The 22,768-nt window shown below is 61.2% G+C and carries 22 protein-coding genes; 11 read left to right on the top strand and 11 right to left on the bottom strand.

What is annotated here, in order from left to right; genetic code table 11:
• The first annotated feature begins 114 nt into the window (after positions 1-114).
• From HX803_RS20430 to cmoB, 4 genes are read left to right on the top strand one after another with little or no spacing between them, the layout of a single operon-like run.
• On the top strand, positions 115-504 hold the full coding sequence (locus HX803_RS20430) for a protease inhibitor I42 family protein (RefSeq protein WP_178922945.1): 390 nt from the start codon (positions 115-117) through the stop codon (positions 502-504).
• Between the two features lies 1 nt (position 505).
• Complete coding sequence (locus HX803_RS20425) at positions 506-1,162, top strand: lysoplasmalogenase (RefSeq protein ID WP_178922943.1); 657 nt, start codon at positions 506-508, stop codon at positions 1,160-1,162.
• A gap of 35 nt (positions 1,163-1,197) precedes the next feature.
• Positions 1,198-1,941, top strand: a complete 744-nt coding sequence (cmoA, locus tag HX803_RS20420) for a carboxy-S-adenosyl-L-methionine synthase CmoA (protein ID WP_178922941.1) — start codon at positions 1,198-1,200, stop codon at positions 1,939-1,941.
• Positions 1,938-2,894, top strand: coding sequence for a tRNA 5-methoxyuridine(34)/uridine 5-oxyacetic acid(34) synthase CmoB (cmoB, locus tag HX803_RS20415; protein WP_178922939.1), 957 nt, complete (start codon positions 1,938-1,940; stop codon positions 2,892-2,894). The genes cmoA and cmoB overlap by 4 nt, the downstream gene beginning before the upstream one ends.
• A gap of 131 nt (positions 2,895-3,025) precedes the next feature.
• On the opposite strand, the gene tadA is transcribed toward cmoB, so the two are convergent.
• The 10 genes from tadA to lptF all read right to left on the bottom strand — a co-directional run bounded on the left by tadA (position 3,026) and on the right by lptF (position 13,572).
• Complete coding sequence (tadA, locus tag HX803_RS20410) at positions 3,026-3,526, bottom strand: tRNA adenosine(34) deaminase TadA (protein WP_178922937.1); 501 nt, start codon at positions 3,524-3,526, stop codon at positions 3,026-3,028.
• Positions 3,526-4,908, bottom strand: a complete 1,383-nt coding sequence (locus HX803_RS20405) for a multicopper oxidase family protein (protein WP_178922934.1) — start codon at positions 4,906-4,908, stop codon at positions 3,526-3,528. Before HX803_RS20405 ends, tadA begins: the two co-directional genes overlap by 1 nt.
• A gap of 276 nt (positions 4,909-5,184) precedes the next feature.
• Entirely contained in the window at positions 5,185-5,928 is a 744-nt protein-coding gene (gene pdxJ, locus HX803_RS20400; RefSeq protein WP_178922932.1) for a pyridoxine 5'-phosphate synthase, read from the bottom strand.
• Positions 5,929-5,979: 51 nt separating this feature from the next.
• Positions 5,980-6,669, bottom strand: coding sequence for a DNA repair protein RecO (gene recO / locus HX803_RS20395; protein ID WP_176994929.1), 690 nt, complete (start codon positions 6,667-6,669; stop codon positions 5,980-5,982).
• A 164-nt stretch (positions 6,670-6,833) separates the two neighbouring features.
• The gene (era, locus tag HX803_RS20390; RefSeq protein ID WP_016978271.1) at positions 6,834-7,736 is read right to left on the bottom strand and encodes a GTPase Era; all 903 of its coding nucleotides are present in this window, start codon (positions 7,734-7,736) and stop codon (positions 6,834-6,836) included.
• Positions 7,729-8,418, bottom strand: a complete 690-nt coding sequence (rnc, locus tag HX803_RS20385) for a ribonuclease III (protein WP_033902449.1) — start codon at positions 8,416-8,418, stop codon at positions 7,729-7,731. The genes era and rnc overlap by 8 nt, the downstream gene beginning before the upstream one ends.
• 152 nt (positions 8,419-8,570) lie before the next feature.
• Entirely contained in the window at positions 8,571-9,425 is an 855-nt protein-coding gene (gene lepB, locus HX803_RS20380) for a signal peptidase I (RefSeq protein ID WP_176994930.1), read from the bottom strand.
• 5 nt (positions 9,426-9,430) lie between these two features.
• Complete coding sequence (lepA, locus tag HX803_RS20375; protein WP_178922930.1) at positions 9,431-11,230, bottom strand: translation elongation factor 4; 1,800 nt, start codon at positions 11,228-11,230, stop codon at positions 9,431-9,433.
• Between the two features lie 151 nt (positions 11,231-11,381).
• Complete coding sequence (gene lptG / locus HX803_RS20370; protein ID WP_178922928.1) at positions 11,382-12,461, bottom strand: LPS export ABC transporter permease LptG; 1,080 nt, start codon at positions 12,459-12,461, stop codon at positions 11,382-11,384.
• A complete protein-coding gene (lptF, locus tag HX803_RS20365; RefSeq protein ID WP_178922926.1) occupies positions 12,454-13,572 on the bottom strand; it encodes an LPS export ABC transporter permease LptF in 1,119 nt (372 codons plus the stop codon). The genes lptG and lptF overlap by 8 nt, the downstream gene beginning before the upstream one ends.
• Positions 13,573-13,854: 282 nt before the next feature.
• Here lptF and HX803_RS20360 point away from each other — a divergent pair, with 282 nt between their 5' ends.
• The 5 genes from HX803_RS20360 (at position 13,855) to rlmF (ending at position 20,649) form a co-directional block, all read left to right on the top strand.
• Positions 13,855-15,345, top strand: coding sequence for a leucyl aminopeptidase (locus HX803_RS20360; protein WP_178922924.1), 1,491 nt, complete (start codon positions 13,855-13,857; stop codon positions 15,343-15,345).
• A gap of 166 nt (positions 15,346-15,511) precedes the next feature.
• A complete protein-coding gene (locus tag HX803_RS20355) occupies positions 15,512-15,940 on the top strand; it encodes a DNA polymerase III subunit chi (protein WP_060754987.1) in 429 nt (142 codons plus the stop codon).
• 7 nt (positions 15,941-15,947) lie between these two features.
• Positions 15,948-16,337, top strand: a complete 390-nt coding sequence (locus tag HX803_RS20350; RefSeq protein ID WP_176994936.1) for a DNA polymerase III subunit chi — start codon at positions 15,948-15,950, stop codon at positions 16,335-16,337.
• A gap of 209 nt (positions 16,338-16,546) precedes the next feature.
• Positions 16,547-19,393, top strand: a complete 2,847-nt coding sequence (locus HX803_RS20345; RefSeq protein ID WP_178922923.1) for a valine--tRNA ligase — start codon at positions 16,547-16,549, stop codon at positions 19,391-19,393.
• Positions 19,394-19,632: 239 nt separating this feature from the next.
• Positions 19,633-20,649, top strand: a complete 1,017-nt coding sequence (gene rlmF / locus HX803_RS20340; RefSeq protein ID WP_178922920.1) for a 23S rRNA (adenine(1618)-N(6))-methyltransferase RlmF — start codon at positions 19,633-19,635, stop codon at positions 20,647-20,649.
• A gap of 66 nt (positions 20,650-20,715) precedes the next feature.
• Here the strand turns inward: rlmF and HX803_RS20335 are convergent, their stop codons facing one another.
• Positions 20,716-20,997, bottom strand: a complete 282-nt coding sequence (locus HX803_RS20335; RefSeq protein WP_003188840.1) for an HU family DNA-binding protein — start codon at positions 20,995-20,997, stop codon at positions 20,716-20,718.
• 396 nt (positions 20,998-21,393) lie between these two features.
• Between HX803_RS20335 and yejK the strand changes: the two genes are divergently transcribed.
• A complete protein-coding gene (gene yejK / locus HX803_RS20330) occupies positions 21,394-22,398 on the top strand; it encodes a nucleoid-associated protein YejK (protein WP_003171997.1) in 1,005 nt (334 codons plus the stop codon).
• Positions 22,398-22,748: a glutaredoxin family protein gene (locus HX803_RS20325; protein ID WP_178922918.1), complete on the top strand. Its 351-nt coding sequence runs from the start codon at positions 22,398-22,400 to the stop codon at positions 22,746-22,748. The genes yejK and HX803_RS20325 overlap by 1 nt, the downstream gene beginning before the upstream one ends.
• Positions 22,749-22,768: the final 20 nt, after the last annotated feature.

The raw sequence follows: 22,768 nt of genomic DNA, 5'->3' as shown, positions 1-22,768 counted from the left end.
GTGGGAGCGGGCTTGCCCGCGATGGCGTCTGTCGCAACAACACAAACCCCTCTTGTCACACCTTGTCTCATCTTCGGTTATGCTCGCCGTTCGTCGTGAATGAACGGAGCCCCCATGACCGCTGCCCGCCTGCTTCTCCCCCTGAGCCTTGCCCTGCTGGCTGCGTGCGCCAGTGCGCCGAAACAGAACGTCACCGTGGAAGACCAGAGCGCCTGTCCGCTCCAGCTCAAAAACGGGCAAAACTTGATCCTCACCCTGCCCAGCAACCCCACCACCGGCTACCGCTGGGCCATCCAGGACTCTGCTGGCGGCGTACTGCGCGCCTTGAGCCCCGAGGTCTACAGCAGCTCGGAGTCCGGCGTCGTCGGCGGTGGCGGCCAGTCCACCTGGCGCTTCCAGGCGTTTGCGACCGGCCAGGGCCGTTTGCGCCTGACCTCCCAACAACCTTGGGAGCCGGAAGCCGAACCTGCCGAATCCTTCGACTGCGCCATCACGGTGAACTGATATGCCTTGGCTGATTCTTGCGTTGATGGGCGCCGGTACTTTTATCTACGGCCTGACCACCCATGCGACCTTGCTGTGCTTGCTGGTCAAACCGCTGCCAGTATTGGCGCTGCTCGGTTGGCTGCACGACGCACCGCCCACTGACTATCGACGCTGGATCAGCCTGGGGCTGATTTTTTCCCTGGTGGGCGATGTGTTACTCGCCTGGCCGGGCGACCTGTTTATCTTTGGCCTGGGCGCCTTTCTGTTCGCCCACTTGGCGTACCTCAAGGCTTATTTCAGTGACTGCCGCCGCCTGGCGCTGCTGCCGTTGGTGTTGGCCCTGGCCGTGGGTGCAGTGCTGTTGAGCATCCTGGTTTCCCACGGCCTGGGCGATTTGCTGATACCGGTGGTGGTTTACGCCACCGTGATCACCGCCATGCTCTGGCGTGCGCTGGCACGCCTGGGCAGCGGCGTGCCAAAGCGCTCGGCGGCCTTGGCGGCAGCGGGCGCGGCGTCGTTTGTGTTTTCCGACACGCTGATTGGGATCAACCGTTTCGTCGTGGCATTCGAGGCTGCGCCCTATTTGCTGATCACCACCTATTGGCTGGGGCAGTGGGGTATCACTGCATCGGCGTTCCATCAGACAACCCGCGCACACGAGGGCCAAGTTGGCTAAAATGCCGGCCTTTCCCCATCAATGCCGGAACAACCGTGAGCAAAGAACCCGATCGCCTATTCGCCCAGCCCCTGACCCAGGTGCCGGACTTCGCCTTTAACGAGGACGTGGTGCGGGTGTTCCCGGACATGATCAAGCGCTCGGTGCCGGGTTATCCGACCATCGTCGAAAACCTCGGGGTGCTCGCCGCCCAATTCGCCCAACCCAACAGCGTGCTCTACGACCTGGGGTCGTCCTTGGGCGCGGTGACCCAAGCCTTGCGCCGCCATGTGCGCACCGACGGTTGCCGGGTGATCGCAGTGGATAACTCGGCGGCGATGGTCGAGCGCTGCCGCGAATACCTCAATGGCCAGGACTCGATGTTCCAGGAGCTGTTGCCGGTTGAGGTGATCGAGGGCGATATCCTCGCGCTGCAGTTCCAGCCGGCCTCGGTGGTGGCACTGAACTTCACCCTGCAATTCATCGCGCCCGATGAGCGCCTGGCGTTGCTGTCGCGCATTCGTCAGTCATTGCTGCCGGGCGGTGCGCTGATCCTGTCGGAGAAGCTGCGCTTCAATGACCCCGAAGAGCACGCCTTGCTCACCGACCTGCATATCGCGTTCAAACGCGCCAACGGCTACAGCGAACTGGAAATCGCCCAGAAGCGCAGCGCCATCGAAAACGTCATGAAGCCCGACAGCCTCGAAGAACACCGCGAACGCCTGCTGGCGGCCGGGTTCTCGAAAGTCGTGCCGTGGTTCCAGTGTCTTAACTTTGCCTCGTTGATTGCCTTGCCATGATTGATCTGTCCCCCCTTGCCCGCCATTTGGTCGGCACTCCCCTGGCCGTGTGGGCCCAGGGCCTGCAAGCGCAACTCGATAGCAAGATGGAGAAAGGTCATGGCGACCTGGAACGCTGGCAGAGTGCGCTGGATGCGTTGCCGAAGATCCAGCCCAGTGACGTGGATTTGCTGGGTGGCCTGACCCTCGACACCGACTGCGACGACGACACCCGCGCACAAATGCGCACCGCGCTGATGGGCCTGAGCCCGTGGCGCAAGGGCCCGTTCAACCTGTTCGGCGTGCACGTGGACACCGAATGGCGCTCGGACTGGAAGTGGTCGCGGGTGGCACCGCACTTGAACCTCAAGGGCAAGCGCATCCTCGATGTGGGCTGCGGCAACGGCTACTACATGTGGCGCATGCTCGGCGCCGGTGCCGACAGCGTGATTGGCGTTGATCCGAACTGGTTGTTCTTCTGCCAGTTCCAGGCGGTTCAGCGTTACCTGTCAGAACCCAAGGCCTGGCATTTGCCGTTCCCGTTTGAGGACCTGCCGAGCAATCTGGAAGGCTTCGACACCGTGTTTTCCATGGGCGTGTTCTACCACCGCCGTTCGCCCATCGAGCATCTACTCGCGCTGAAAGACACCTTGGTCAAGGGCGGCGAACTGGTGCTGGAAACCCTGGTGGTGGAAGGTGATCAGCAACAGGTGCTGGTGCCGGAAGACCGTTATGCGCAGATGCGCAACGTGTGGTTCCTGCCGTCGGTGCCCGCGCTGATGCTGTGGCTGCGCCGTGCGGGCTTCAGTGATGTGCGTTGCGTGGATGTGAGCGTGACGACGGTCGAGGAACAGCGCGGGACGGAGTGGATGAAGTATCAGTCACTGAGTGACTTCCTGGACCCGCAAGATCACAGCAAGACGATCGAAGGGCTGCCGGCGCCGATGCGGGCGGTGATCATCGCCAAGAAATAACCCCACGCCATCTGAATAAATGGAGATCAACGGTGGGAGCTGGCTTGCCTGCGATGGCATCACCTGGGTTTGCCTGACCTACCGAGGTGTCTGCATCGCAGGCAAGCCAGCTCCCACAGGGGTATGCGGTATCAGGTGGCTTGTGGTTTGGCGCGGCGGGCCTTGAAGAATTCGCTGAGTACAGTGCCGCACTCCTCGGCCAGTACGCCACCTTCAAACAGCACCTTATGGTTGAGAAAGCCTTGGGTAAAAAACTGCCCCTGGCTCTGCACGATCCCCGCCTTGGGCTCCAGTGCGCCGTACACCACCCGCGCAATCCGCGAATGCACGATCAGGCCGGCGCACATGCTGCACGGCTCCAGCGTCACATACAGCGTGCTGCCCACCAACCGGTAATTGCTGATGGCTTGCGCGGCGGCGCGGATGGCGACCATCTCGGCATGGGCGCTGGGGTCGTTGCCGCTGATGGGGCAATTGAAGCCCCGGCCGATGATTTCACCGTCCTGCACCAGCACCGCACCCACGGGCACTTCGCCCAGCGCGGCGCCTTGGGCGGCGAGGGCCAAGGCTTCGCGCATGAAGTCCTGGTCGCGGCTGCGGTCGATGATGGCGGCGGGGCGAAACTGGCGCATCACGCCACCTCGATGGCGGCCATCAGGCCGGTTTCCATGTGGTCGATCACGTGGCAGTGGAACATCCACACCCCCGGGTTATCCGCCACCAAGGCCACGCGGGCACGTTCGTTCTTGCCCAGCAGGTAGGTGTCGGTGAAGTACGGGATCACCGTGTGGCGGTTTGAGGCGATCACCTTGAAGCTCATGCCGTGCAAGTGGATCGGGTGCTGGTACTGGGTCATGTTCTTCAATTCGAAAATGTAGCTCTTGCCCTTCTCCAGCTTGGCAATCGGGCGGTCGGCGCAGGTCTTGTCGGTGATGTCCCAGGCCTTGCCGTTGATTTGCCACAGGCTGGGCGGCTTGCCGTTGTCGGTATCGACCGACACCGAGCCCACCCATTCGAAATTGAAGTTGAGTTTCTCGGCATTGGCCAGGTCGGGCTCGGCAATCGGGTTGGCGGGCAACGCGGGTGGCCATTCGGTAGGCGCATCGGCATTGGCCACCGACCGGAAGGTGCCCAGGCGCACCGGGCCGTTGCGGATCGACAGTTCCTCGCCGGCCGCCGGCGCCTTGATCGCCAGGCAGATGCGCATGCCGGGGCCCAGCCAGTATTCCTTGCCCAGTGGGCGCGGCTCGATGGGGTTGCCGTCCAGCGCGTAGATCTGCGCTTCGACATCCGGAATGTTGATGCGATAGGTCAGGGTGTTGTCGAGGTTGAGCAGGCGTACGCGGGTGATCTGCCCGGCCGGCAAGTCGATGACCGCCTGGGACACACCATTGATGGTCGACAAGCGCCCGGCCGTGCCGCCGCGTGCTGCCTCACGGGGCACGCTGAACGCGACAAAGGCGCCCTCCTCGTCCACGTGCCAGCTTTTCAGGCTCAGGGTGCGTTCGTGCTTGAAACCGGTGGGTTCGCGCTCTTCGATGATCAGCGGGCCGACCAGGCCACGGCCGAGTTCTTCGCTGCTGTTCACGTGGGGGTGATACCAGTAGCTGCCCGCATCGGGCACACGGAATTTGTAGTCGAAGTATTCGCCGGGCAGTACTGGCAGTTGGGAGACATAGGGCACGCCGTCCATTTCCAGCGGCAGGCGGATGCCGTGCCAGTGGATGGTGGTGGCGACCGGCAGGTGGTTGATGAAACGCACCCGCAGCCATTCGCCCTGGCGCACACGCAACTCGGTGCCAGGCGCCGATGGGCCGAACGCCCAGGCCTGGGTCTTGTGCCCAGGCACCAGCTCCACATCCAGAGGCGCGGCGATCAGTTCGTAATCGTGGCCCGCCTCGGACTCGGCGACTTTCCCCAGCCAGTAGCGGTAGGCGCCACCGGCACCGACGCCCACGACGGCAAGGCCTGCAAGACCACCCAGGATTTGTCGACGGGAAAAGGATCGGGACACAACAACCTCACGTATCTGCCGCAGGCCAGGGCCTGCAAAGGGCAGATACGATACACCGGCATCGGCTAAACAGTAAGGCTTCGCATTGCCGCATGGCCGAATTCAAAGGGTTTTGCCGGGCGACCACAGCTTCGGACACCCCAAAGATCAACTGTGGGAGCTGGCTTGCCTGCGATAGCGGTGGGTCAGCAAATGCAGCATTGACTGGTTCACCGCAATCGCGGGCAAGCCCGCTCCCACATTTTTGATCTTCAGTGGTTTTTAGACTGTGTTGAGTCAGGCCTTGGCGGCAGCCAGGATCAGCGCCTTCATCTCCGCCACAGCGCCTTTGAAACCGACGAACAGCGCATGAGCCACCAGCGCATGGCCGATGTTCAGTTCGTTGATGCCGTTGATCGCCGCCACTGCTTCGACGTTGTGGTAATGCAGGCCATGGCCGGCGTTGACGATCAGGCCTTCCTTGAGACCGCAGCTCACACCATCAATGATGCGTTGCAGCTCGTCCGCCACTTCGGTGGGCGTGGTGGCATCGGCGTAACGGCCGGTGTGCAGTTCGATGGCCGGCGCGCCGACACGGCGGGAAGCTTCGATCTGGCGCTCGTCGGCGTCGATGAACAGCGAGACTTCGCTGCCCAGCTTCGACAGGCGCTCAACAGCCGCCTTGATCCGCGCCTCTTGGCCAGCCACGTCGAGGCCGCCTTCGGTGGTCAGTTCCTGGCGGGTTTCGGGCACCAGGCAGATGTGCGCTGGGCGGATGCGTTCGGCGAACTGCATCATCTCTTCGGTCACACCCATCTCGAAGTTCATGCGGGTTTGCAGCACATCCTTGAGCACCAGCACATCGCGCTCCTGGATGTGGCGGCGGTCTTCGCGCAGGTGCACGGTGATGCCGTCGGCGCCCGCTTCTTCGGCGTCCAGCGCGGCCTTGACCGGGTCGGGGTAACGGGTGCCCCGGGCCTGGCGCAGGGTGGCGACGTGGTCGATGTTGACGCCAAGAAGAATGCGATTGCTGGTGGTCACGGAAGCGCTCCTGAAAAGGGAAAGAAACGCCGCACAGCATACACGGGGTTGTCAGGGCTTTCGAAACAACTCGCGACTGACCAGCGGCCGTCCGCCCAAGTGCACGGCCAGGGCCTGGCGCATCAGGCGCTTGGCGGCGGACAAGGCACCGGGGGCGGTCCAGTCGGCTTCGCTCATGGCCAGCAACTCGGTGCCCTGGAACAGGCCGGGTTGTAGCAGGTACACCCGCTCCAAGCCCGCGTCGACTTGCAGGCGATACATGCCATCGGCGGCGATGGGCTCGCCGTGCAGGTCGTTGGCCAGTTCAAAGCCGTAGCCCAGGTCGTCGAGCAAGCGCCATTCGAAAGCGCGCAGCAGCGGCTCCAAAGGGCGACCTTCGGCCAGGGCCAGCAGGGTGGCGGCGTAGTGATCGAACACGGCCGGGTGCGGGTCTTCGGCCGGCAGCAGGCGAATCAGCAGTTCGTTGAGGTACAGGCCGCTGAACAGCGCCTCGCCATTGAGCCAGGCGGAAGTGCCGACGCTTTCCATGCGGCCGACGTTTTTCAGTTCGCCCTTGCCGCGAAACTCCACGTCCAGCGCCACGAAAGGCCGCGCCAATGTGCCCGCCTTGCCCCGTGCGCTGCGCAACACCGCGCGCAGGCGGCCTTGGGGCGTCAGGAAATCCACCAGGGCGCTGGTCTCGCGGTAGGCGCGGCTGTGCAGGACGTAGGCGGGTTGGCTGGGGGGTGGGGATTGGGACATTAGGTTCTCGCTGACAAGCACGGTCTTGAAAACTGCGACTATCCAATGTGGGAGCGGGCTTGCTCGCGAAAGCGGAGTGTCAGTCGATACATTCATCACTGATAAACCGTATTCGCGAGCAAGCCCGCTCCCACATTTTAACTTGCGGCGTTACCGAAGGGCGCTTACAGGTCGCCGTAGCCCAGGGATCGCAGTGCGCGCTCGTCGTCCGACCAGCCGCCTTTCACCTTCACCCACAGGTTGAGCATGATCTTGGAGTCGAACAGCAGCTCCATGTCCTTGCGCGCCTCGGTGCCGATGCGCTTGATGCGCTCGCCCTTGTCACCAATGATGATTTTCTTCTGGCCGTCACGCTCGACGAGGATCAGCGCATGGATGTGCAAGGTCTTGCCCTGCTGCTTGAACTCTTCGATCTCGACGGTGATCTGGTACGGCAGCTCGGCACCCATCTGGCGCATGATCTTCTCGCGCACCAGTTCGGCGGCGAGGAAACGGCTGCTGCGGTCGGTGATCTGGTCTTCCGGGAAGAAGTGCTCGTTCTCCGGTAGGTGCTCGGCGATCACGCGCTCGAGGGCATCCAGGTTGTGGCCGTGCTGGGCCGAGATCGGGATGATCTGGGCGTTCGGCAGTTGTTCCTGCAGCCAGCTCAGGTGCGGCATCAGCTCGGCTTTGTCTTCGATACGGTCGGTCTTGTTCAGCGCGACGATCAGCGGGCCGGTGACGTACTGCACGCGCTCCAGGACCATCTGGTCCTCGTCGGTCCACTTGGTGCGGTCGACCACGAAGATCACCACGTCGACGTCTTTCAACGCCGCCGAAGCGGTCTTGTTCATGTAGCGGTTGAGGGCTTTCTCGCCGCCTTTGTGCATGCCCGGGGTGTCGACGTAGACCGCTTGCACGTTGCCTTCGGTCTTGATGCCCAGCATGTTGTGGCGGGTGGTCTGGGGCTTGCGCGAAGTGATCGCGAGCTTCTGGCCGAGGATGTGGTTGAGCAACGTGGACTTGCCCACGTTCGGGCGGCCGACGATGGCAACATAGCCACAGCGTGTTGCGGTTGAATCAGTCATGGCCATTCTCCACGCCCAGGGCAATCAGTGCTGCTGCGGCCGCTACCTGTTCGGCAATACGACGGCTCACACCCTGACCTCGGCTTTTTTCGTTCAGTAAGGTGATTTCACATTCCACGAAGAACACGCGGCAATGGGGTTCACCCTGGATATCCACCACTTCATAGCGTGGCAGTTCGCAACCACGGGACTGCAGGAATTCCTGCAGGCGGGTCTTGGGGTCTTTGTTGGTGTCGACCAGCGTGAGGCTTTCGATCTCGGAGGTCAGCCAGGCGGTGACCCGCTCCTTGGCCGCTTCCATGCCTGCGTCCAGGTAGATCGCACCGATCAGCGCTTCAAGGGCGTCGGCCAGGATCGACTCGCGACGGAAACCGCCGCTCTTCAATTCGCCGGAGCCCAGGCGCAGGTACTCGCCCAGGCCGAAGCCACGGGCCAGCACGGCCAGGGTTTCGCCCTTCACCAGGCGCGCGCGCAGGCGCGACAGCTGGCCTTCACGGGCTTGGGGGAAACGCTCGAACAGCGCTTCACCGGCGACGAAATTGAGGATGGCATCACCGAGGAATTCCAGGCGCTCGTTATTACGCCCGGCAAAACTGCGGTGTGTGAGGGCAAGGACCATCAATTCCTGGTCCTTGAAGGTGTAGCCGAGCTGGCGCTCGAGACGACTTAGGGAAACGGTCACGGTTTATCCATATCTAGTTGGTGGCACCGGCGGCCATCGACGATTGACGCAGTGTTCAAATTCACATCCTGGTTGGTGCTGCTTGGGGCCGGCTACAAAATTGTCCCAGCCCCAGAAAAGCATTCGGCGCTGTGTTCACAGCGCCGCTTGTATTACTTGATCAGCCCGACCCGCGAGAAGTTCGGCAGGTGGCTGAGCTTGGGTTCCGGCCAGCTCATCCAGACCGCAAAGGCCTTGCCGACGATGTTCTCGTCGGGGACCATGCCCAGCAGGTCCTTGGGAATGTTGGGATCATCCCAGTACCGGCTGTCGTTGGAGTTGTCGCGGTTGTCGCCCATCATGAAGTAGTGCCCGGCTGGCACTTTCCACTCGCCATCCGGCATCGCGCGGTAGCGGCTCATTTCCTTGCGGATTTCGTGCTCCACCGCACCGAGTTTTTCCAGGTACAGCTCAGCGCTGCCCAGGGTGTTCGGCTCGGCGCCGATCAATTTCTCGGCAACCGACTCGCCATTGACGAACAAGCGCTTGTCGCTGGTGTAGCGGATCACGTCACCCGGCAGGCCCACCACACGCTTGATGTAGTTAACGTTCGGGTCGCTTGGGTAGCGGAACACCATCACATCGCCACGCTGCGGATCACCCACCTGGATGACCTTCTTATCGATCACCGGCAAACGGATCCCGTAGGAGAACTTGTTCACCAGGATGAAGTCGCCCACGTCCAGGGTCGGCTTCATCGACCCCGAAGGGATCTGGAACGGCTCCACCAGGAACGAACGCAACACCAGCACGATGAACAGCACCGGGAAGAACGACTTGCCGTACTCAACCAGCAGCGGCTCTTTGTTCAGCTTCTCGATCACCACGGCATCGGGCTGGCCGACGCTGCCCTGATAGGACGCGATAGCCGCCCGCCGACGCGGGGCGAAGAACACCAGATCGAGCAACGCCAGGAGACCGCAAACGGCAACGGCGATGACCAGCAACAGCGGGAAATTTAGTGACATAGGACCTAACTATCCAACCTGAGCACCGCAAGGAAGGCTTCTTGTGGAACTTCCACGTTGCCTACTTGCTTCATGCGTTTTTTACCGGCCTTTTGCTTCTCAAGCAGCTTGCGCTTACGGCTTACGTCACCGCCGTAGCATTTGGCCAGTACGTTCTTTCTGAGAGCCTTGACGGAGGTCCGTGCAATGATCTGCCCGCCAATGGCGGCCTGGATCGCGACGTCGAACATCTGGCGCGGAATCAGTTCTTTCATCTTCTCGGTCAACTGGCGACCTTTGTAGTGCGCGTTGTCCTTGTGCACGATCAGCGCCAGGGCATCGACCTTGTCGCCATTGATCAGCACGTCCAGTTTCACCAGATTAGCCGATTGGTAACGGTCGAAATGGTAATCCAGCGAAGCATAGCCGCGACTGGTGGACTTGAGGCGGTCGAAGAAGTCCAGGACCACTTCGTTCATCGGCATGTCGTAGGTGACTTGCACCTGGGTACCGAGGAACAGCATGTCGCGTTGTACGCCACGCTTTTCGATGCACAGGGTGATGACGTTGCCCAGGTGCTCCTGCGGCACCAGGATATTGGCCCGCACGATAGGCTCGCGCATGTCGTCGATGGCCGAGAGATCCGGGAGCTTGGACGGGTTGTCGACGTAAATCGTTTCACCAGTTTTCAGCAACAGCTCGAAAATAACCGTTGGCGCGGTGGTGATCAGGTCCAGGTCGTATTCGCGCTCGAGGCGCTCCTGGATGATTTCCATGTGCAGCATGCCCAGGAAACCGCAGCGGAAGCCGAAGCCCAGGGCGTCGGAGCTTTCCGGGGTGTACTGCAACGACGAGTCGTTGAGGGTCAGCTTTTGCAGGGCTTCGCGGAAATCTTCGAAGTCATCGGAGCTGACCGGAAACAGGCCGGCGTAGACCTGTGGCTGGATGCGCTTGAAACCTGGCAGCACGTCGACGTCGGGCGTGGAGCTCAAGGTCAGGGTGTCACCCACCGGTGCACCGTGAATGTCCTTGATGCCGGCGATGATGAAGCCTACTTCACCGGCTTTCAGATCAACGGTAGCGGTGTGCTTGGGGTTGAACACACCGACGCTGTCCACCAGGTGGATCTTGCCGGTGGATTTGACCAGGATCTTGTCGCCCTTCTTCACACGGCCGTGGCGCACGCGTACCAGGGAGACAACGCCCAGGTAGTTGTCGAACCAGGAGTCGATGATCAACGCTTGCAGCGGATCGTCGTAGTTGCCGGTGGGCGCAGGAATGGTGTGCACCAGGCGTTCGAGCACTTCGTCGACACCCAGGCCGGTCTTGGCGCTGCAGGTGACGGCGTCGGTGGCGTCGATGCCGATGATCTTCTCGATCTCTTCCTTGACGCGCTCGGGCTCGGCCTGTGGCAGGTCGATCTTGTTCAGCACGGGCATGACTTCCAGGCCCTGCTCGATCGCGGTGTAGCAGTTGGCAACCGATTGCGCTTCAACGCCCTGGCCTGCGTCAACCACCAGCAAGGCACCTTCACAGGCCGCCAGGGAACGGCTGACTTCGTAGGTGAAGTCGACGTGGCCCGGGGTATCAATGAAGTTCAGCTGGTAGGTGATGCCGTCTTTGGCTTTGTAGTACAGCGTAACGCTGTGGGCCTTGATGGTGATCCCGCGCTCGCGTTCGAGGTCCATGGAATCCAGTACCTGGGCTTCCATTTCACGCTCGGCAAGGCCGCCGCACATCTGGATGAATCGATCGGCCAGCGTCGACTTGCCATGGTCAATGTGGGCGATGATGGAGAAATTGCGGATATGACTCAAATCACTCACGGATCAACACTCAAAAAGGCTGCAGGCAGATTGCCCGCTGAAAAATAGCCGGGAATTGTACCTGATGCTCTGGCCAGACGTCATCTTTGCTGACCAGAACAAAAATGCCCCGGTCTCTCGACTGGGGCATTTTTTGAACATAAGCGCGGTATCAACCGGCCCGGCGCAACAGCCAGAACCCGGCCAGGGCGCAAATAGTGGTAGGCACCAGCACCGCAAACAGCGGCGAGAAGCCAAACACCAGGCTCGAGGGGCCGAGCAGGTCCTGGGCAATGCGGAAGGTGAAACCTACCAGCACGCCGGTGAACACACGCTGCCCCAGGGTCACGGAGCGCAGCGGGCCGAAGATGAACGAGATGGCCATCAACACCAGGGCAGCAGTTACCACCGGCTGCAAGACTTTTACCCAGAATGCCAGCCAGTAGCGGCCATTGTTCAGGCCCTGATCCTTCAGGTAATGGATGTAGCCCCAAAGCCCGGAGATCGGCAGGCTTTCCGGGATCATCACTACCGTATTCAGAAGTTCCGGCTTAAGCGCGATATCCCACGCTTCGCTCGGCACGCTGATGACTTCGGTGCTGGCCTTGGTGCCCTGGCCGATATTGCGGAAGTAAGTGGTGGTGACATCGGTCAGCTGCCACTTTTGATCACTGTACTGCGCACGCTTGGCGAAGCTGGACGACAACATGTGACGCTCTTTGTCGAAGGTGTAGCGCGTCACACCAATCAACAGGCCGCCCGGTTGCACGGCGTTGATGTGGATGAACTCATCACCCTGGCGGTGCCACAGGCCGTGCTTGGAGCTTTGCGCATCGCCCGAACCCTGTGCCAGGGCGCGGTTGGCCTGGGCTGCAGCTTCGGAGGGCGGTGCCACGTACTCGCCGATCAGCACGCTGCAGGCCATCAGCAGCAGCATGGGTTTCATCACCGCCCAGACGATGCGGCCGATGGAAACACCGGCTGCGCGCATGATGGTCAGTTCGCTGCTGCTGGCCAGGCTGCCCAGGCCGATCAGGCAACCGATCAACGCGGCCATCGGCATCATGTCGTAGAGGCGACGCGGGGCGGTGAGCGCCACGAAGCCCAGCACGTCCATGACCGTGTAGGTATTGGTGACGTTGCCAACTTCATCAATAAAGGCGAACAACGAAGCCAGGCCGAGGATGATGCCCAATACCGCCAGGATGGCGATCAGTACGCTGCTACCAATGTAGCGATCTAGCTTAGCCACGAGCCAGCTCCTTCAGGCCACGACGGCTCTTCATTTTCAAACGAATAGGCTCCCAGTAGAGCAACCCCAGGCCGATCGCCAGGAAAATCCCGTGCACCCACCACAGGCCCAGGACCGGCGACAGCTTGCCTTTCTCCAGGGAACCACGGGCGGAAATCAGGATGGTGAGGTAGGCCATGTACAGCAGGATCGCCGGCAGCAGCTTGAGGAAACGGCCCTGGCGCGGGTTGACGCGCGACAGCGGCACGGCCATCAGTGTGACAATGAACACCAGCAACGGCAGGGACAGACGCCACTGCAGTTCGGCAATGGAGCGCAGCTCCTGGCTGCCGAACAGCGACGAGGTCGGCAGCGCATCGCGGTCGGTCACTTCGTCACTGACATCGGGCTTGGCGAGCATCACGCCATAGGTGTCGTACTTGATTGCACGATAGTCCGCCAGGCCAGGGCTGCCGTCATAGCGGTAGCCATTTTCCAGGATCAGGTAACGGCTGCCGTCAGGGCGTACTTCCTGGCGGCCGGTGTCGGCCACCAGAATGGAAATGCCACGGTCTTTCTGGTTCTGCCCCAGGTTTTTCTGGGAGATGAACACGCCGCCCAGATTGGCGCGGTCTTCTGTCATGGTTTCCGTGTAGGTCACTCGCGTGCCGTCATTGAGCGCCTGGAAACGCCCTGGTTCCAGGGTGTCGAACTCGGTCATGGCGTCCTGCTTGTTCAGCAGCAACTGGAACTGCATGGCCCCTTGTGGCGCCAGGCTCATGCTCAGCCAGGCCACCACCAGCGCAACACCGGCGGCCGGCACCATGGTCATGGCCAGCAAACGCTGCTGGCTCATGCCGGTGGCGGAAAGCACGGTCATCTCGCTTTCAAGGTACAACCGGCCATAAGCCAGCAAGATGCCGAGAAACAGGCCAAGGGGCAGGATAAGTTGCAGGAAGCCCGGCAGGCGGAAGCCCATGATCAGGAACAACGAGCCCGGATCCAGGGCGCCCGAGGCAGCCTGGGCAAGGAACTTGACGAAACGACCACTCATGGTGATGACCAGCAATACCGCACTCACGGCACTCAGGGTCAACAGGACTTCGCGGGACAGATAACGGAAGACGATCAAACCAGACACTCCAGGGTTGTCAGGCTAAGGCGGCCAAACAAGCAAGCATACCAGTCAGCCCATTTACACGGGCCGGCTAAAAAGATGGCGCATTATCCTGTGATTGGCCGCGCCTGTCACTGCGCAACCTCATGCGCGTACACAAAGCTGCTGGCAAGGGTTGTCAGGCTCCGCTGGCGAGGTTCAAACTGCGGCCTTTGTCGCTGGCGGTTTACACAGCTGCCATGCTTTAAAGCCTGCGTACAAACGCCAGGCTCTCAGACCTTTATAAGGGACCCGAAAATGGAATTGGTTGTAAAAAGCGTTAGCCCCGAAACGTTGAAAACCGCCACCCTCGTGGTCGCTGTCGGCGAAGGCCGCAAACTCGGCGTCGCCGCCAAGCAACTGGATGAACTGAGCGGCGGCGCCATCAGCGCGGTCCTCAAGCGCGGCGACCTGGCCGGCAAAGTGGGCCAGAGCCTGCTGCTGCAAAGCCTGCCCAACCTCAAGGCCGACCGCGTGCTGCTGGTGGGCGTGGGCAAAGATGCCGAACTGGGCGACCGCCCTTTCCGCAAGATCGTCAGCGGCATCCTCACCACCCTCAAAGGCCTGGGCGGCACCGATGCGGCCCTGGCGCTGGATGAAGTGGTGGTCAAAGGCCGTGACAGCTATGGCAAGACCCGCCTGCTGGCTGAAAGCCTGGTGGATGGCGGCTATATCTTCGACCAATTCAAGAGCACCAAGGCCGAACCTCGCGCCCTGAAAAAAATCACCCTGCTGACCATCAAGGCTGCCCAGGCTGAAGTCGAGCGCGCCGTGACCCACGCTACCGCCATTGCCAAGGGCATGTCGTTCACCCGCGACCTGGGCAACCTGCCGCCGAACATCTGCCACCCCACCTTCCTCGGCGAACAAGCCAAGGCACTGGGCAAAGAGTTCAAGGGCCTGAAGGTCGAAGTGCTGGACGAGAAGAAGATCAAGGAACTGGGCATGGGCTCGTTCTACGCCGTGGGCCAGGGCAGCGACCAGCCGCCACGCCTGATCGTGATGCAATACAACGGCGGCAAGAAGTCCGAGAAGCCTTACGCCCTGGTCGGCAAAGGCATCACCTTCGACACCGGCGGCATCAGCCTCAAGCCGGGCCTGGGCATGGACGAAATGAAGTACGACATGGGCGGCGCCGCCAGCGTGTTCGGCACCCTGCGTGCCGTGCTGGAGCTCAAGCTGCCGATCAACCTGGTGTGCATCCTGGCCTGCGCCGAGAACATGCCGAGCGGCGGCGCGACCCGTCCGGGCGACATCGTCACCACCCTGAGCGGCCAGACCGTCGAAATCCTCAACACCGACGCCGAAGGCCGTTTGGTGCTCTGCGACGCCCTGACCTACGCCGAGCGCTTCAAGCCGCAGGCCGTGATCGACATCGCCACCCTGACCGGTGCCTGCATCGTGGCCCTGGGTTCCCACACCTCGGGCCTGCTGGGCAACAGCGACGAGCTGATCGAGCAACTGCTCAGCGCCGGTAAAGCAGCCGACGACCGCGCCTGGCAACTGCCGCTGTTCGATGAGTACCAGGAACAGCTGGACAGCCCGTTCGCCGACATCGCCAACATCGGCGGCCCGAAAGCCGGCACCATCACCGCAGCCTGCTTCCTGTCGCGCTTCGCCAAAAACTTCAACTGGGCGCACCTGGACATCGCCGGCACGGCCTGGACCAGCGGCGGCAAGGACAAGGGCGCCACTGGCCGTCCGGTTCCCCTGCTGACCCAGTACCTGCTGGATCGCGCCAAGGCCTAATCGCAACACCCTTGTAGGGCCCGGCTTGTTGTGGCGAGGGAGCTTGCTCCCGTTGGACTGCGAAGCAGTCCCCAGCTATTGGGGACGCTTCGCGCACGTTTTCAAAGACGCCATCGCCGGCAAGCCGGGCTCCTACGAGGGGTTATGCGTAAGCCCAGGAAATGTAATGACCCAAGTCGACTTCTATATATTGCCCAGCGCCGACCCGCTTGCGCGCCTGGACTTTGCCTGCAAACTCACCGAAAAAGCCTGGCGAATGGGCCACCGTATCTACCTGCACTGCAGCGATGCCGCCCAACGCGACGAACTGGACGCCCGCCTGTGGCGCTTCAAGGGCGAGAGCTTCGTGCCCCACGGCCCCGCCGAGTCCGAACCCGACGGTCTTGTTGTCCTCGGTTTAGGGGACAGTTGCGGCGATCACCATGACCTGCTGGTCAACCTGGACCTGAAAGTGCCGCCCTTTGCCAAGGCGTTTGCCCGGGTGGCCGAAGTAGTGGTGGAAGATCCGGCTATTCGTCAGGCCGCGCGGGAGAGTTTCCGTTTCTACCGTGAACAGGGCTATCCTCTCCAAGATCACCGGCTACAACGACTTTGAGTAAACGATGGACACTCCCAACCCTATAAAAAAAGACGACCACCTGCTGGACGACCTGGAGTCGATCCGTCAGTTGCTCGGTGATGATGACTTGCAACCGCCGCTGTTGACCGAATCAGTCGAGGGCGAGGTACAGATTCCGCTGCTGTTCGACATGGTCGGCGGCAAGCCCGTGACACCCGAACCAGTTGCTGAGGCTCCCGCTGCCGAACCTGCGCCTGCCGCCGCTGAAAAAGCGCCTGACGCCCTGCTGCTGCACCTGGACAACGAACTGCGCGCCGCCGCGCAACTGATCATGCAGGACGTGATCGACGACTTTGCCCCGCATATCGAGGCGGAGATCAAACGCCGGATGGATGCGCGGATGGAGCGATTGCTCAGCCAATACCAGTCCTGAGATGGACAGACCTCCTGTGGGAGCTGGCTTGCCTGCGATAGCGGTGTATCAGGCCCTGATGAGTTGACTGACAGATAGCTATCGCAGGCAAGCCAGCTCCCACATTGGTTTGCATCGACCTTCAGGCCGTCTTCAACTCGCCCTCCACGCCCTGCCCCGTTATACTTGCCGGCTTTCCTGAATAAATGCCAACTAGGGTCCCGCCGCGCATGGATAAGACCTACCAGCCGCACGCCATCGAAACTTCCTGGTACAACACCTGGGAATCCGAGAATTATTTCGCCCCGCAAGGCGCGGGCGATTCCTACACCATCATGATTCCGCCACCGAACGTCACTGGCAGCCTGCACATGGGCCATGGCTTCAACAATGCGATCATGGATGCGTTGATCCGTTTCCGCCGCATGCAGGGCCGCAACACCCTGTGGCAGCCGGGCACCGACCACGCCGGTATCGCCACCCAGATGCTGGTGGAGCGCCAACTCGAAGCCACCGGCCAGAGCCGCCACGACCTGGGTCGCGAGAAATTCCTGGAAAAGATCTGGGAATGGAAAGACCAGTCCGGCGGCAACATCAGCCGTCAGATCCGTCGCCTGGGTTCGTCCGTAGACTGGAGCCGCGAGCGCTTCACCATGGACGACGGCCTGTCGGAAGCTGTTAAAGAAGCCTTCGTGCGCCTGCATGAAGACGGCCTGATCTACCGCGGCAAGCGTCTGGTGAACTGGGACACCAAGTTGCACACGGCAATTTCCGATCTCGAAGTGGAAAACCACGACGAGAAGGGTTTCCTGTGGAACCTCAAGTACCCGCTGGCCGACGGCGCCAAGACCGCTGAAGGCAATGATTACCTGATCGTCGCCACCACCCGTCCGGAAACCATGCTCGGCGACGCCGCCGTCGCGGTTAACCCGAACGACGAGCGCTACCAGGCGCTGATCGGCAAGTTCGTCGAGCTGCCCTTGGTTGGCCGCCGCATCCCGATCATCGCGGACGACTACTGCGACCCTGAATTCGGCACCGGCTGTGTGAAAATCACCCCGGCCCACGATTTCAACGACTACGAAGTCGGCAAGCGCCACAACCTGCCGCTGCTGAACATCTTCGATAAAAACGCCGCCGTATTGCCGGCCTGCCAGGTGTTCAACCTGGACGGCACGCTGAACGAGAGCATCGACGGCAAGATCCCGGCCGAATACGCCGGCCTCGACCGTTTCGAAGCACGCAAGCAGATCGTCGCGGCCTTTGACGCTGCCGGCCTCCTGGTAAGCGTGGACGACCACGGCCTGAAAGTGCCGAAGGGCGACCGTTCCGGTACCGTGATCGAGCCGTGGCTGACCGACCAGTGGTACGTGTCCACCAAGCCGTTGGCAGAACCTGCCATCGCCGCCGTGGAAGACGGTCGCATCCAGTTCGTGCCCAAGCAGTACGAAAACATGTACTTCTCGTGGATGCGTGACATCCAGGACTGGTGCATCAGCCGTCAACTGTGGTGGGGCCACCGCATTCCGGCCTGGTACGACGAGTCGGGCAAGGTCTATGTAGGCCGCGACGAAGCCGAAGTGCGCGCCAAGCACAACCTCGGTGCCGACGTTGCGCTGCAGCAGGACAACGACGTACTGGACACCTGGTTCAGCTCGGGCCTGTGGACGTTCTCCACCCTGGGTTGGCCGCAGCAGACCGAATTCCTCAAGAAATTCCACTCCACCGACGTACTGGTCACCGGCTTCGACATCATTTTCTTCTGGGTTGCCCGGATGATCATGCTGACCATGCACTTGGTGAAGAACGAAGATGGGACCCCGCAGGTTCCGTTCAAGACCGTGTACGTGCACGGCCTGGTGCGGGATGGCCAGGGCCAGAAGATGTCCAAGTCCAAGGGCAACGTACTGGACCCGCTGGACATCATCGACGGCATCGACCTGGAAACCCTGGTGCAAAAACGCACCTCGGGCCTGATGCAGCCGAAACTGGCGAAGAAGATCGAGAAGCAGACCCGCGACGAGTTCGCCGACGGCATCGCCAGCTACGGCACCGACGCCCTGCGCTTCACCTTCTGCTCGCTGGCGTCCACCGGTCGTGACATCAAGTTCGACATGGGCCGCGTCGAAGGCTATCGCAACTTCTGCAACAAGATCTGGAACGCGGCGCGCTATGTGCTGGACAAGGGCGAAGACTGCGGCCAGAACGGCGAAGCCGTCGAACTGAGCCTGGCGGATCGCTGGATCATCTCGCAGCTGCAACGCACCGAAGCCGAAGTGACCCGCCAGCTCGACCAGTTCCGTTTCGACCTGGCCGCACAGGCCCTGTACGAGTTCATCTGGAACCAGTATTGCGACTGGTACCTGGAACTGTCCAAGCCGGTGCTGTGGGACGAGAACGCGCCGATCGAACGCCAACGCGGCACTCGCCGCACCCTGGTGCGCGTATTGGAAGTGGCGCTGCGTTTGGCACACCCGTTCATGCCGTTCATCACCGAAGAAATCTGGCAGCGCCTCGCGCCGCTGGCCGGTATCGAAGGCAAGACCATCATGCTGCAGCCTTGGCCAATGGCCAACGAAGCACGTATCGATGAGGCGGCCGAAAGCGATATCGAATGGCTCAAGACCCTGATGCTCGGCACGCGCAACATCCGCGCCGAGATGAACATCGGCCCGGGCAAGCCCCTGGCGGTGTTCGTGAAGAACGCCAGTGCTGAAGATCAGCGTCGTCTCACCGAGAACGATGCGCTGCTCAAGAAGTTGGCGAAGCTCGAATCCATCACAGTATTGGCCGCTGATGCCGAAGCGCCGTTGTCTGCTACCGCACTGGTTGGCGACATGGAAGTGCTGGTGCCGATGGCCGGCCTGATCGACAAGGGTGCGGAACTGGCCCGTCTCGACAAGGAAATCGCACGCCTGCAAGGCGAAGTGCAACGGGTGGGCGGCAAGCTGTCCAACGCGGCATTTGTCGACAAGGCACCGGCAGAAGTGATCGAGAAAGAACGCGCCAAACTGGCCGAGGCTGAACAGGCCCTGGGCAAGCTGGCGGAGCAACATGCGCGGATTTCCAGCCTGTAAGCTGAAACCTGTGTAAAAAAAGAGACCTTCGGGTCTCTTTTTTTATGCCTTGCCCCCCCCCCTCTCCATCTGAACACCCTCGATCAATGTGGGAGCTGGCTTGCCTGCGAAGGCATCGACGCGGTCAGGTTGATTAACCGAGTCGCCTGTATCGCAGGCAAGCCAGCTCCCACAGTTGACCGGGTTGGGTCCAAGATGTGTGACAATGCCCCCCACTTTGAGCCAACACCAGAATCATCATGACCGCCCCCAGCACGCCAAAACCTCCGCGCAAGAAGCCTAAAACCGCTGCCACGGCAAAGCCCGTAGCGCCACGCAAAGAGGCCACCCTGCACCCGCGCAACCGTCACACGGGCCGTTACGACTTCCCGGCGCTGATCAAGACCACGCCTGAACTGGCGAAATTCGTGATCATCAACCCGTACGGCAAGGAAAGCATCGACTTCGCCAGCCCCGATGCAGTGCGCGTGTTCAACCGGGCGCTGCTCAAGTCCTTCTACGGGATCCAGCACTGGGACATCCCGGCCGACTACCTGTGCCCACCGGTGCCGGGGCGTGCAGACTATGTGCATTTCCTCGCCGACCTGCTGGCCAGCAACAACGACGGCAAGATCCCGCGCGGCTCTATCGTCAAGGTGCTGGACATCGGCATGGGCGCCAACTGCGTCTACCCGCTGATTGGCTACATGGAGTACCGCTGGAACTTCCTGGGCTCGGAGGTCGACCCTATCGCGGTGGCCGCCGCCAAGGCCATCGTGCAGTCCAATGACTTGAGCAAGGTCATCCAGCTGCGCCAGCAGACCAACCCCAAGCAGATCCTGCTGGGCTTGCTGGAGACTGGCGAGTCATTTGACCTGACCATGTGCAACCCGCCCTTCCATGCGTCCATGGAAGAGGCTACCAAGGGCAGCGAACGCAAATGGCGTGCCCTGGGCAAGGCCGATCCGAAGCGTAAATTGCCGGTGCTGAACTTTGGCGGCCAATCGGCCGAGCTGTGGTGTGAAGGCGGTGAAGCGCGGTTTGTGACCCAGTTGATCGCCGAAAGCGCCAAGGTCGCCCATCGGGTGCTGTGGTTCAGCACACTGGTCTCGAAAGCCTCCAACCTGCCCGCCATTGAAACCGCGCTGAAAAAGGCCGGTGCGCTGGAAAGCCAGGTGGTGGAAATGTCCCAGGGCCAGAAACAAAGCCGTTTCGTCGCCTGGACCTTCCAGACCAAGAACGAACAGTTGATCTGGCGCCAGCGCTGGGTGCGATAAACCAAATCGCAGGCAACAAAAAACCGTGCCCGGATCGCTCCGGAGCACGGTTTTTTTTGCTGCGTCTTACTTGTTAACAGCGTCGGTCAGGCCTTTGGCCACAACCAGCTTGATAACTTTCTTGGCAGCGATTTCGATGGCAGCGCCAGTCGAAGGGTTACGGCCAGTACGGGCAGGACGCTCGGTCACTTTCAGTTTGCCAACGCCTGGCAGAGTGATTTCGCCGCCGTTTTCCAGCTGATCAGCAACAACTTGGCTCAGTTGGTCCAGCAGAGCACGCACGGTGGTTTTCGGTGCGTCTACAGCTTCAGCCAGGTCAGCGATCAGTTGGTCTTTAGTAATAGCCATTGTGGTGTTCCTTCCCTATCAAATTCATATGGATTGCAGAGTGCAGTGTCAGCCGTCGAGCCCGACCGTCATGGCCTGGCACCCCCGGCTATAACCACGGAGATCGGGGTTATAGATGCTTGAAACGGGGATTGGTTCGACCTGACAGATGCTGAATGCACGCTTAACGCCGAGACTTGGCGTAAGACGGGGCAAAACTAGCACAGAGACGGGGAAATATCCGCTTCTACCTACCCATTTGGTCAGCTTTATCGCTCTAAACCGTGAAAAAAAGGAATATGCCCCGTCGGAGAGCGTCCAAAATGTCCTTCGAAGCGTGTCTTGACCAATGGGTGCGGTACACTGGGCGACTTTTCGGGGAGGCCAACCGCTCCCCTTCAACCAGCCGAGAAGCCCATGCCGATCCGTCATTGCATCGTCCACCTGATCGACAAAAAACCCGACGGCACACCTGCAGTTCTGCATGCCCGCGATTCAGAGCTGTCTGAATCTGCCGCCATCGAGAACATGCTTGCCGACCTCAACGAGAGCTACAACGCCAAACAAGGCAAGGCCTGGGGTTTCTTCCATGCCGAGTCCGGCGCGCACCCGTTCAGCGGCTGGTTGAAGGAATACTTTGACGGCGGGCAGGACTTCACCACCTTCAGCCGCACGGCGGTCGAGCACCTGCAAAAGCTGATGGAGGAGTCCAACCTCTCCACCGGCGGCCACGTGCTGTTCGCCCACTACCAGCAAGGCATGACCGACTACCTGGCCATCGCCCTGCTGCACCACAGCGAAGGCGTGGCGGTGACCGACGAGCTGGACGTGACCCCCTCGCGCCACCTGGACCTCGGTCAGCTGCATCTGGCGGCACGGATCAACGTGTCCGAGTGGCAGAACAACAAACAGTCCAAGCAGTACATCTCGTTCATCAAGGGCAAGAACGGCAAGAAGGTCTCGGAGTACTTCCGTGACTTCATCGGCTGCCAGGAAGGCGTCGACGGCCCGGGCGAGACCCGTACCCTGCTCAAGGCCTTCAGCGACTTCGTTGAAAGCGAAGACCTGCCGGACGAGTCCGCCCGCGAAAAAACCAAGACCCTGGTCGATTACGCCAGCAGCCAGGCCAAGCTCGGCGAGCCCATGGGCCTGGAAGAATTGTCGGGCTTGATCGATGAAGATCGGCCTAAGGCGTTCTACGACCATATCCGTAACAAGGACTACGGCCTGTCGCCGGAAATCCCGGCGGATAAGCGCACCCTCAACCAGTTCCGCCGCTTCACCGGCCGCGCCGAAGGCCTGTCCATCAGTTTTGAAGCACATTTGCTGGGCGACAAGATCGAGTACGACGAAGCCGCTGGCACCTTGATCATCAAGGGCCTGCCGACTCAGCTGACCGACCAGCTCAAGCGCCGCAACTGATGCTGGGCGGAGTCTTCAAGAAAGTCCTGCTGGTATTGCTCGTGGTGGTGGTGTTCGAAAACTGGGGCAAGATCGAGCGGGTGTTCAACCCCTCACAGGTGGTTTCAGAGCACGTGCGCGCTTCGGCACGCGTGACGCTCTATGCCACCGAGTGGTGTGGCTACTGCAAGCAGATCCGCCGCTTTCTGGACCAGAAAGGCATTCCGTACCAGGCCGTCGATATCGAGAAAGACGCCCAGGCGCGCAAAGCGTATGAGGCGCTGGGCGGCGGCGGGATTCCGTTTGTGAGTGTGAACGGCACGCTGATTCGCGACTACAACCCTGACGCGATCATGGCAGCACTGAAATAACCCACACCTTATGGGAGCTG

The sequence above is a fragment of the Pseudomonas sp. P7548 genome (genome assembly GCF_013386585.1).
In the GTDB taxonomy this organism is placed as follows: Bacteria; Pseudomonadota; Gammaproteobacteria; order Pseudomonadales; family Pseudomonadaceae; genus Aquipseudomonas.
Note: the sequence above shows the minus strand (reverse complement) of the source record. Positions and strands in the feature narration are given on the sequence as shown.

Coding starts and splice junctions, on each gene's coding strand:
- tadA (WP_178922937.1), bottom strand. CDS start 3,526: ATGCGCCAGTTTCGCCCCGCCGCCATCATCGACCGCAGCCGCGACCAG.
- HX803_RS20425 (WP_178922943.1), top strand. CDS start 506: ATGCCTTGGCTGATTCTTGCGTTGATGGGCGCCGGTACTTTTATCTAC.
- cmoB (WP_178922939.1), top strand. CDS start 1,938: ATGATTGATCTGTCCCCCCTTGCCCGCCATTTGGTCGGCACTCCCCTG.
- HX803_RS20355 (WP_060754987.1), top strand. CDS start 15,512: ATGACCCAAGTCGACTTCTATATATTGCCCAGCGCCGACCCGCTTGCG.
- lepB (WP_176994930.1), bottom strand. CDS start 9,425: ATGTCACTAAATTTCCCGCTGTTGCTGGTCATCGCCGTTGCCGTTTGC.
- HX803_RS20360 (WP_178922924.1), top strand. CDS start 13,855: ATGGAATTGGTTGTAAAAAGCGTTAGCCCCGAAACGTTGAAAACCGCC.
- HX803_RS20325 (WP_178922918.1), top strand. CDS start 22,398: ATGCTGGGCGGAGTCTTCAAGAAAGTCCTGCTGGTATTGCTCGTGGTG.
- HX803_RS20345 (WP_178922923.1), top strand. CDS start 16,547: ATGGATAAGACCTACCAGCCGCACGCCATCGAAACTTCCTGGTACAAC.
- HX803_RS20350 (WP_176994936.1), top strand. CDS start 15,948: ATGGACACTCCCAACCCTATAAAAAAAGACGACCACCTGCTGGACGAC.
- yejK (WP_003171997.1), top strand. CDS start 21,394: ATGCCGATCCGTCATTGCATCGTCCACCTGATCGACAAAAAACCCGAC.
- recO (WP_176994929.1), bottom strand. CDS start 6,669: ATGTCCCAATCCCCACCCCCCAGCCAACCCGCCTACGTCCTGCACAGC.
- HX803_RS20430 (WP_178922945.1), top strand. CDS start 115: ATGACCGCTGCCCGCCTGCTTCTCCCCCTGAGCCTTGCCCTGCTGGCT.
- rlmF (WP_178922920.1), top strand. CDS start 19,633: ATGACCGCCCCCAGCACGCCAAAACCTCCGCGCAAGAAGCCTAAAACC.
- HX803_RS20335 (WP_003188840.1), bottom strand. CDS start 20,997: ATGGCTATTACTAAAGACCAACTGATCGCTGACCTGGCTGAAGCTGTA.
- era (WP_016978271.1), bottom strand. CDS start 7,736: ATGACTGATTCAACCGCAACACGCTGTGGCTATGTTGCCATCGTCGGC.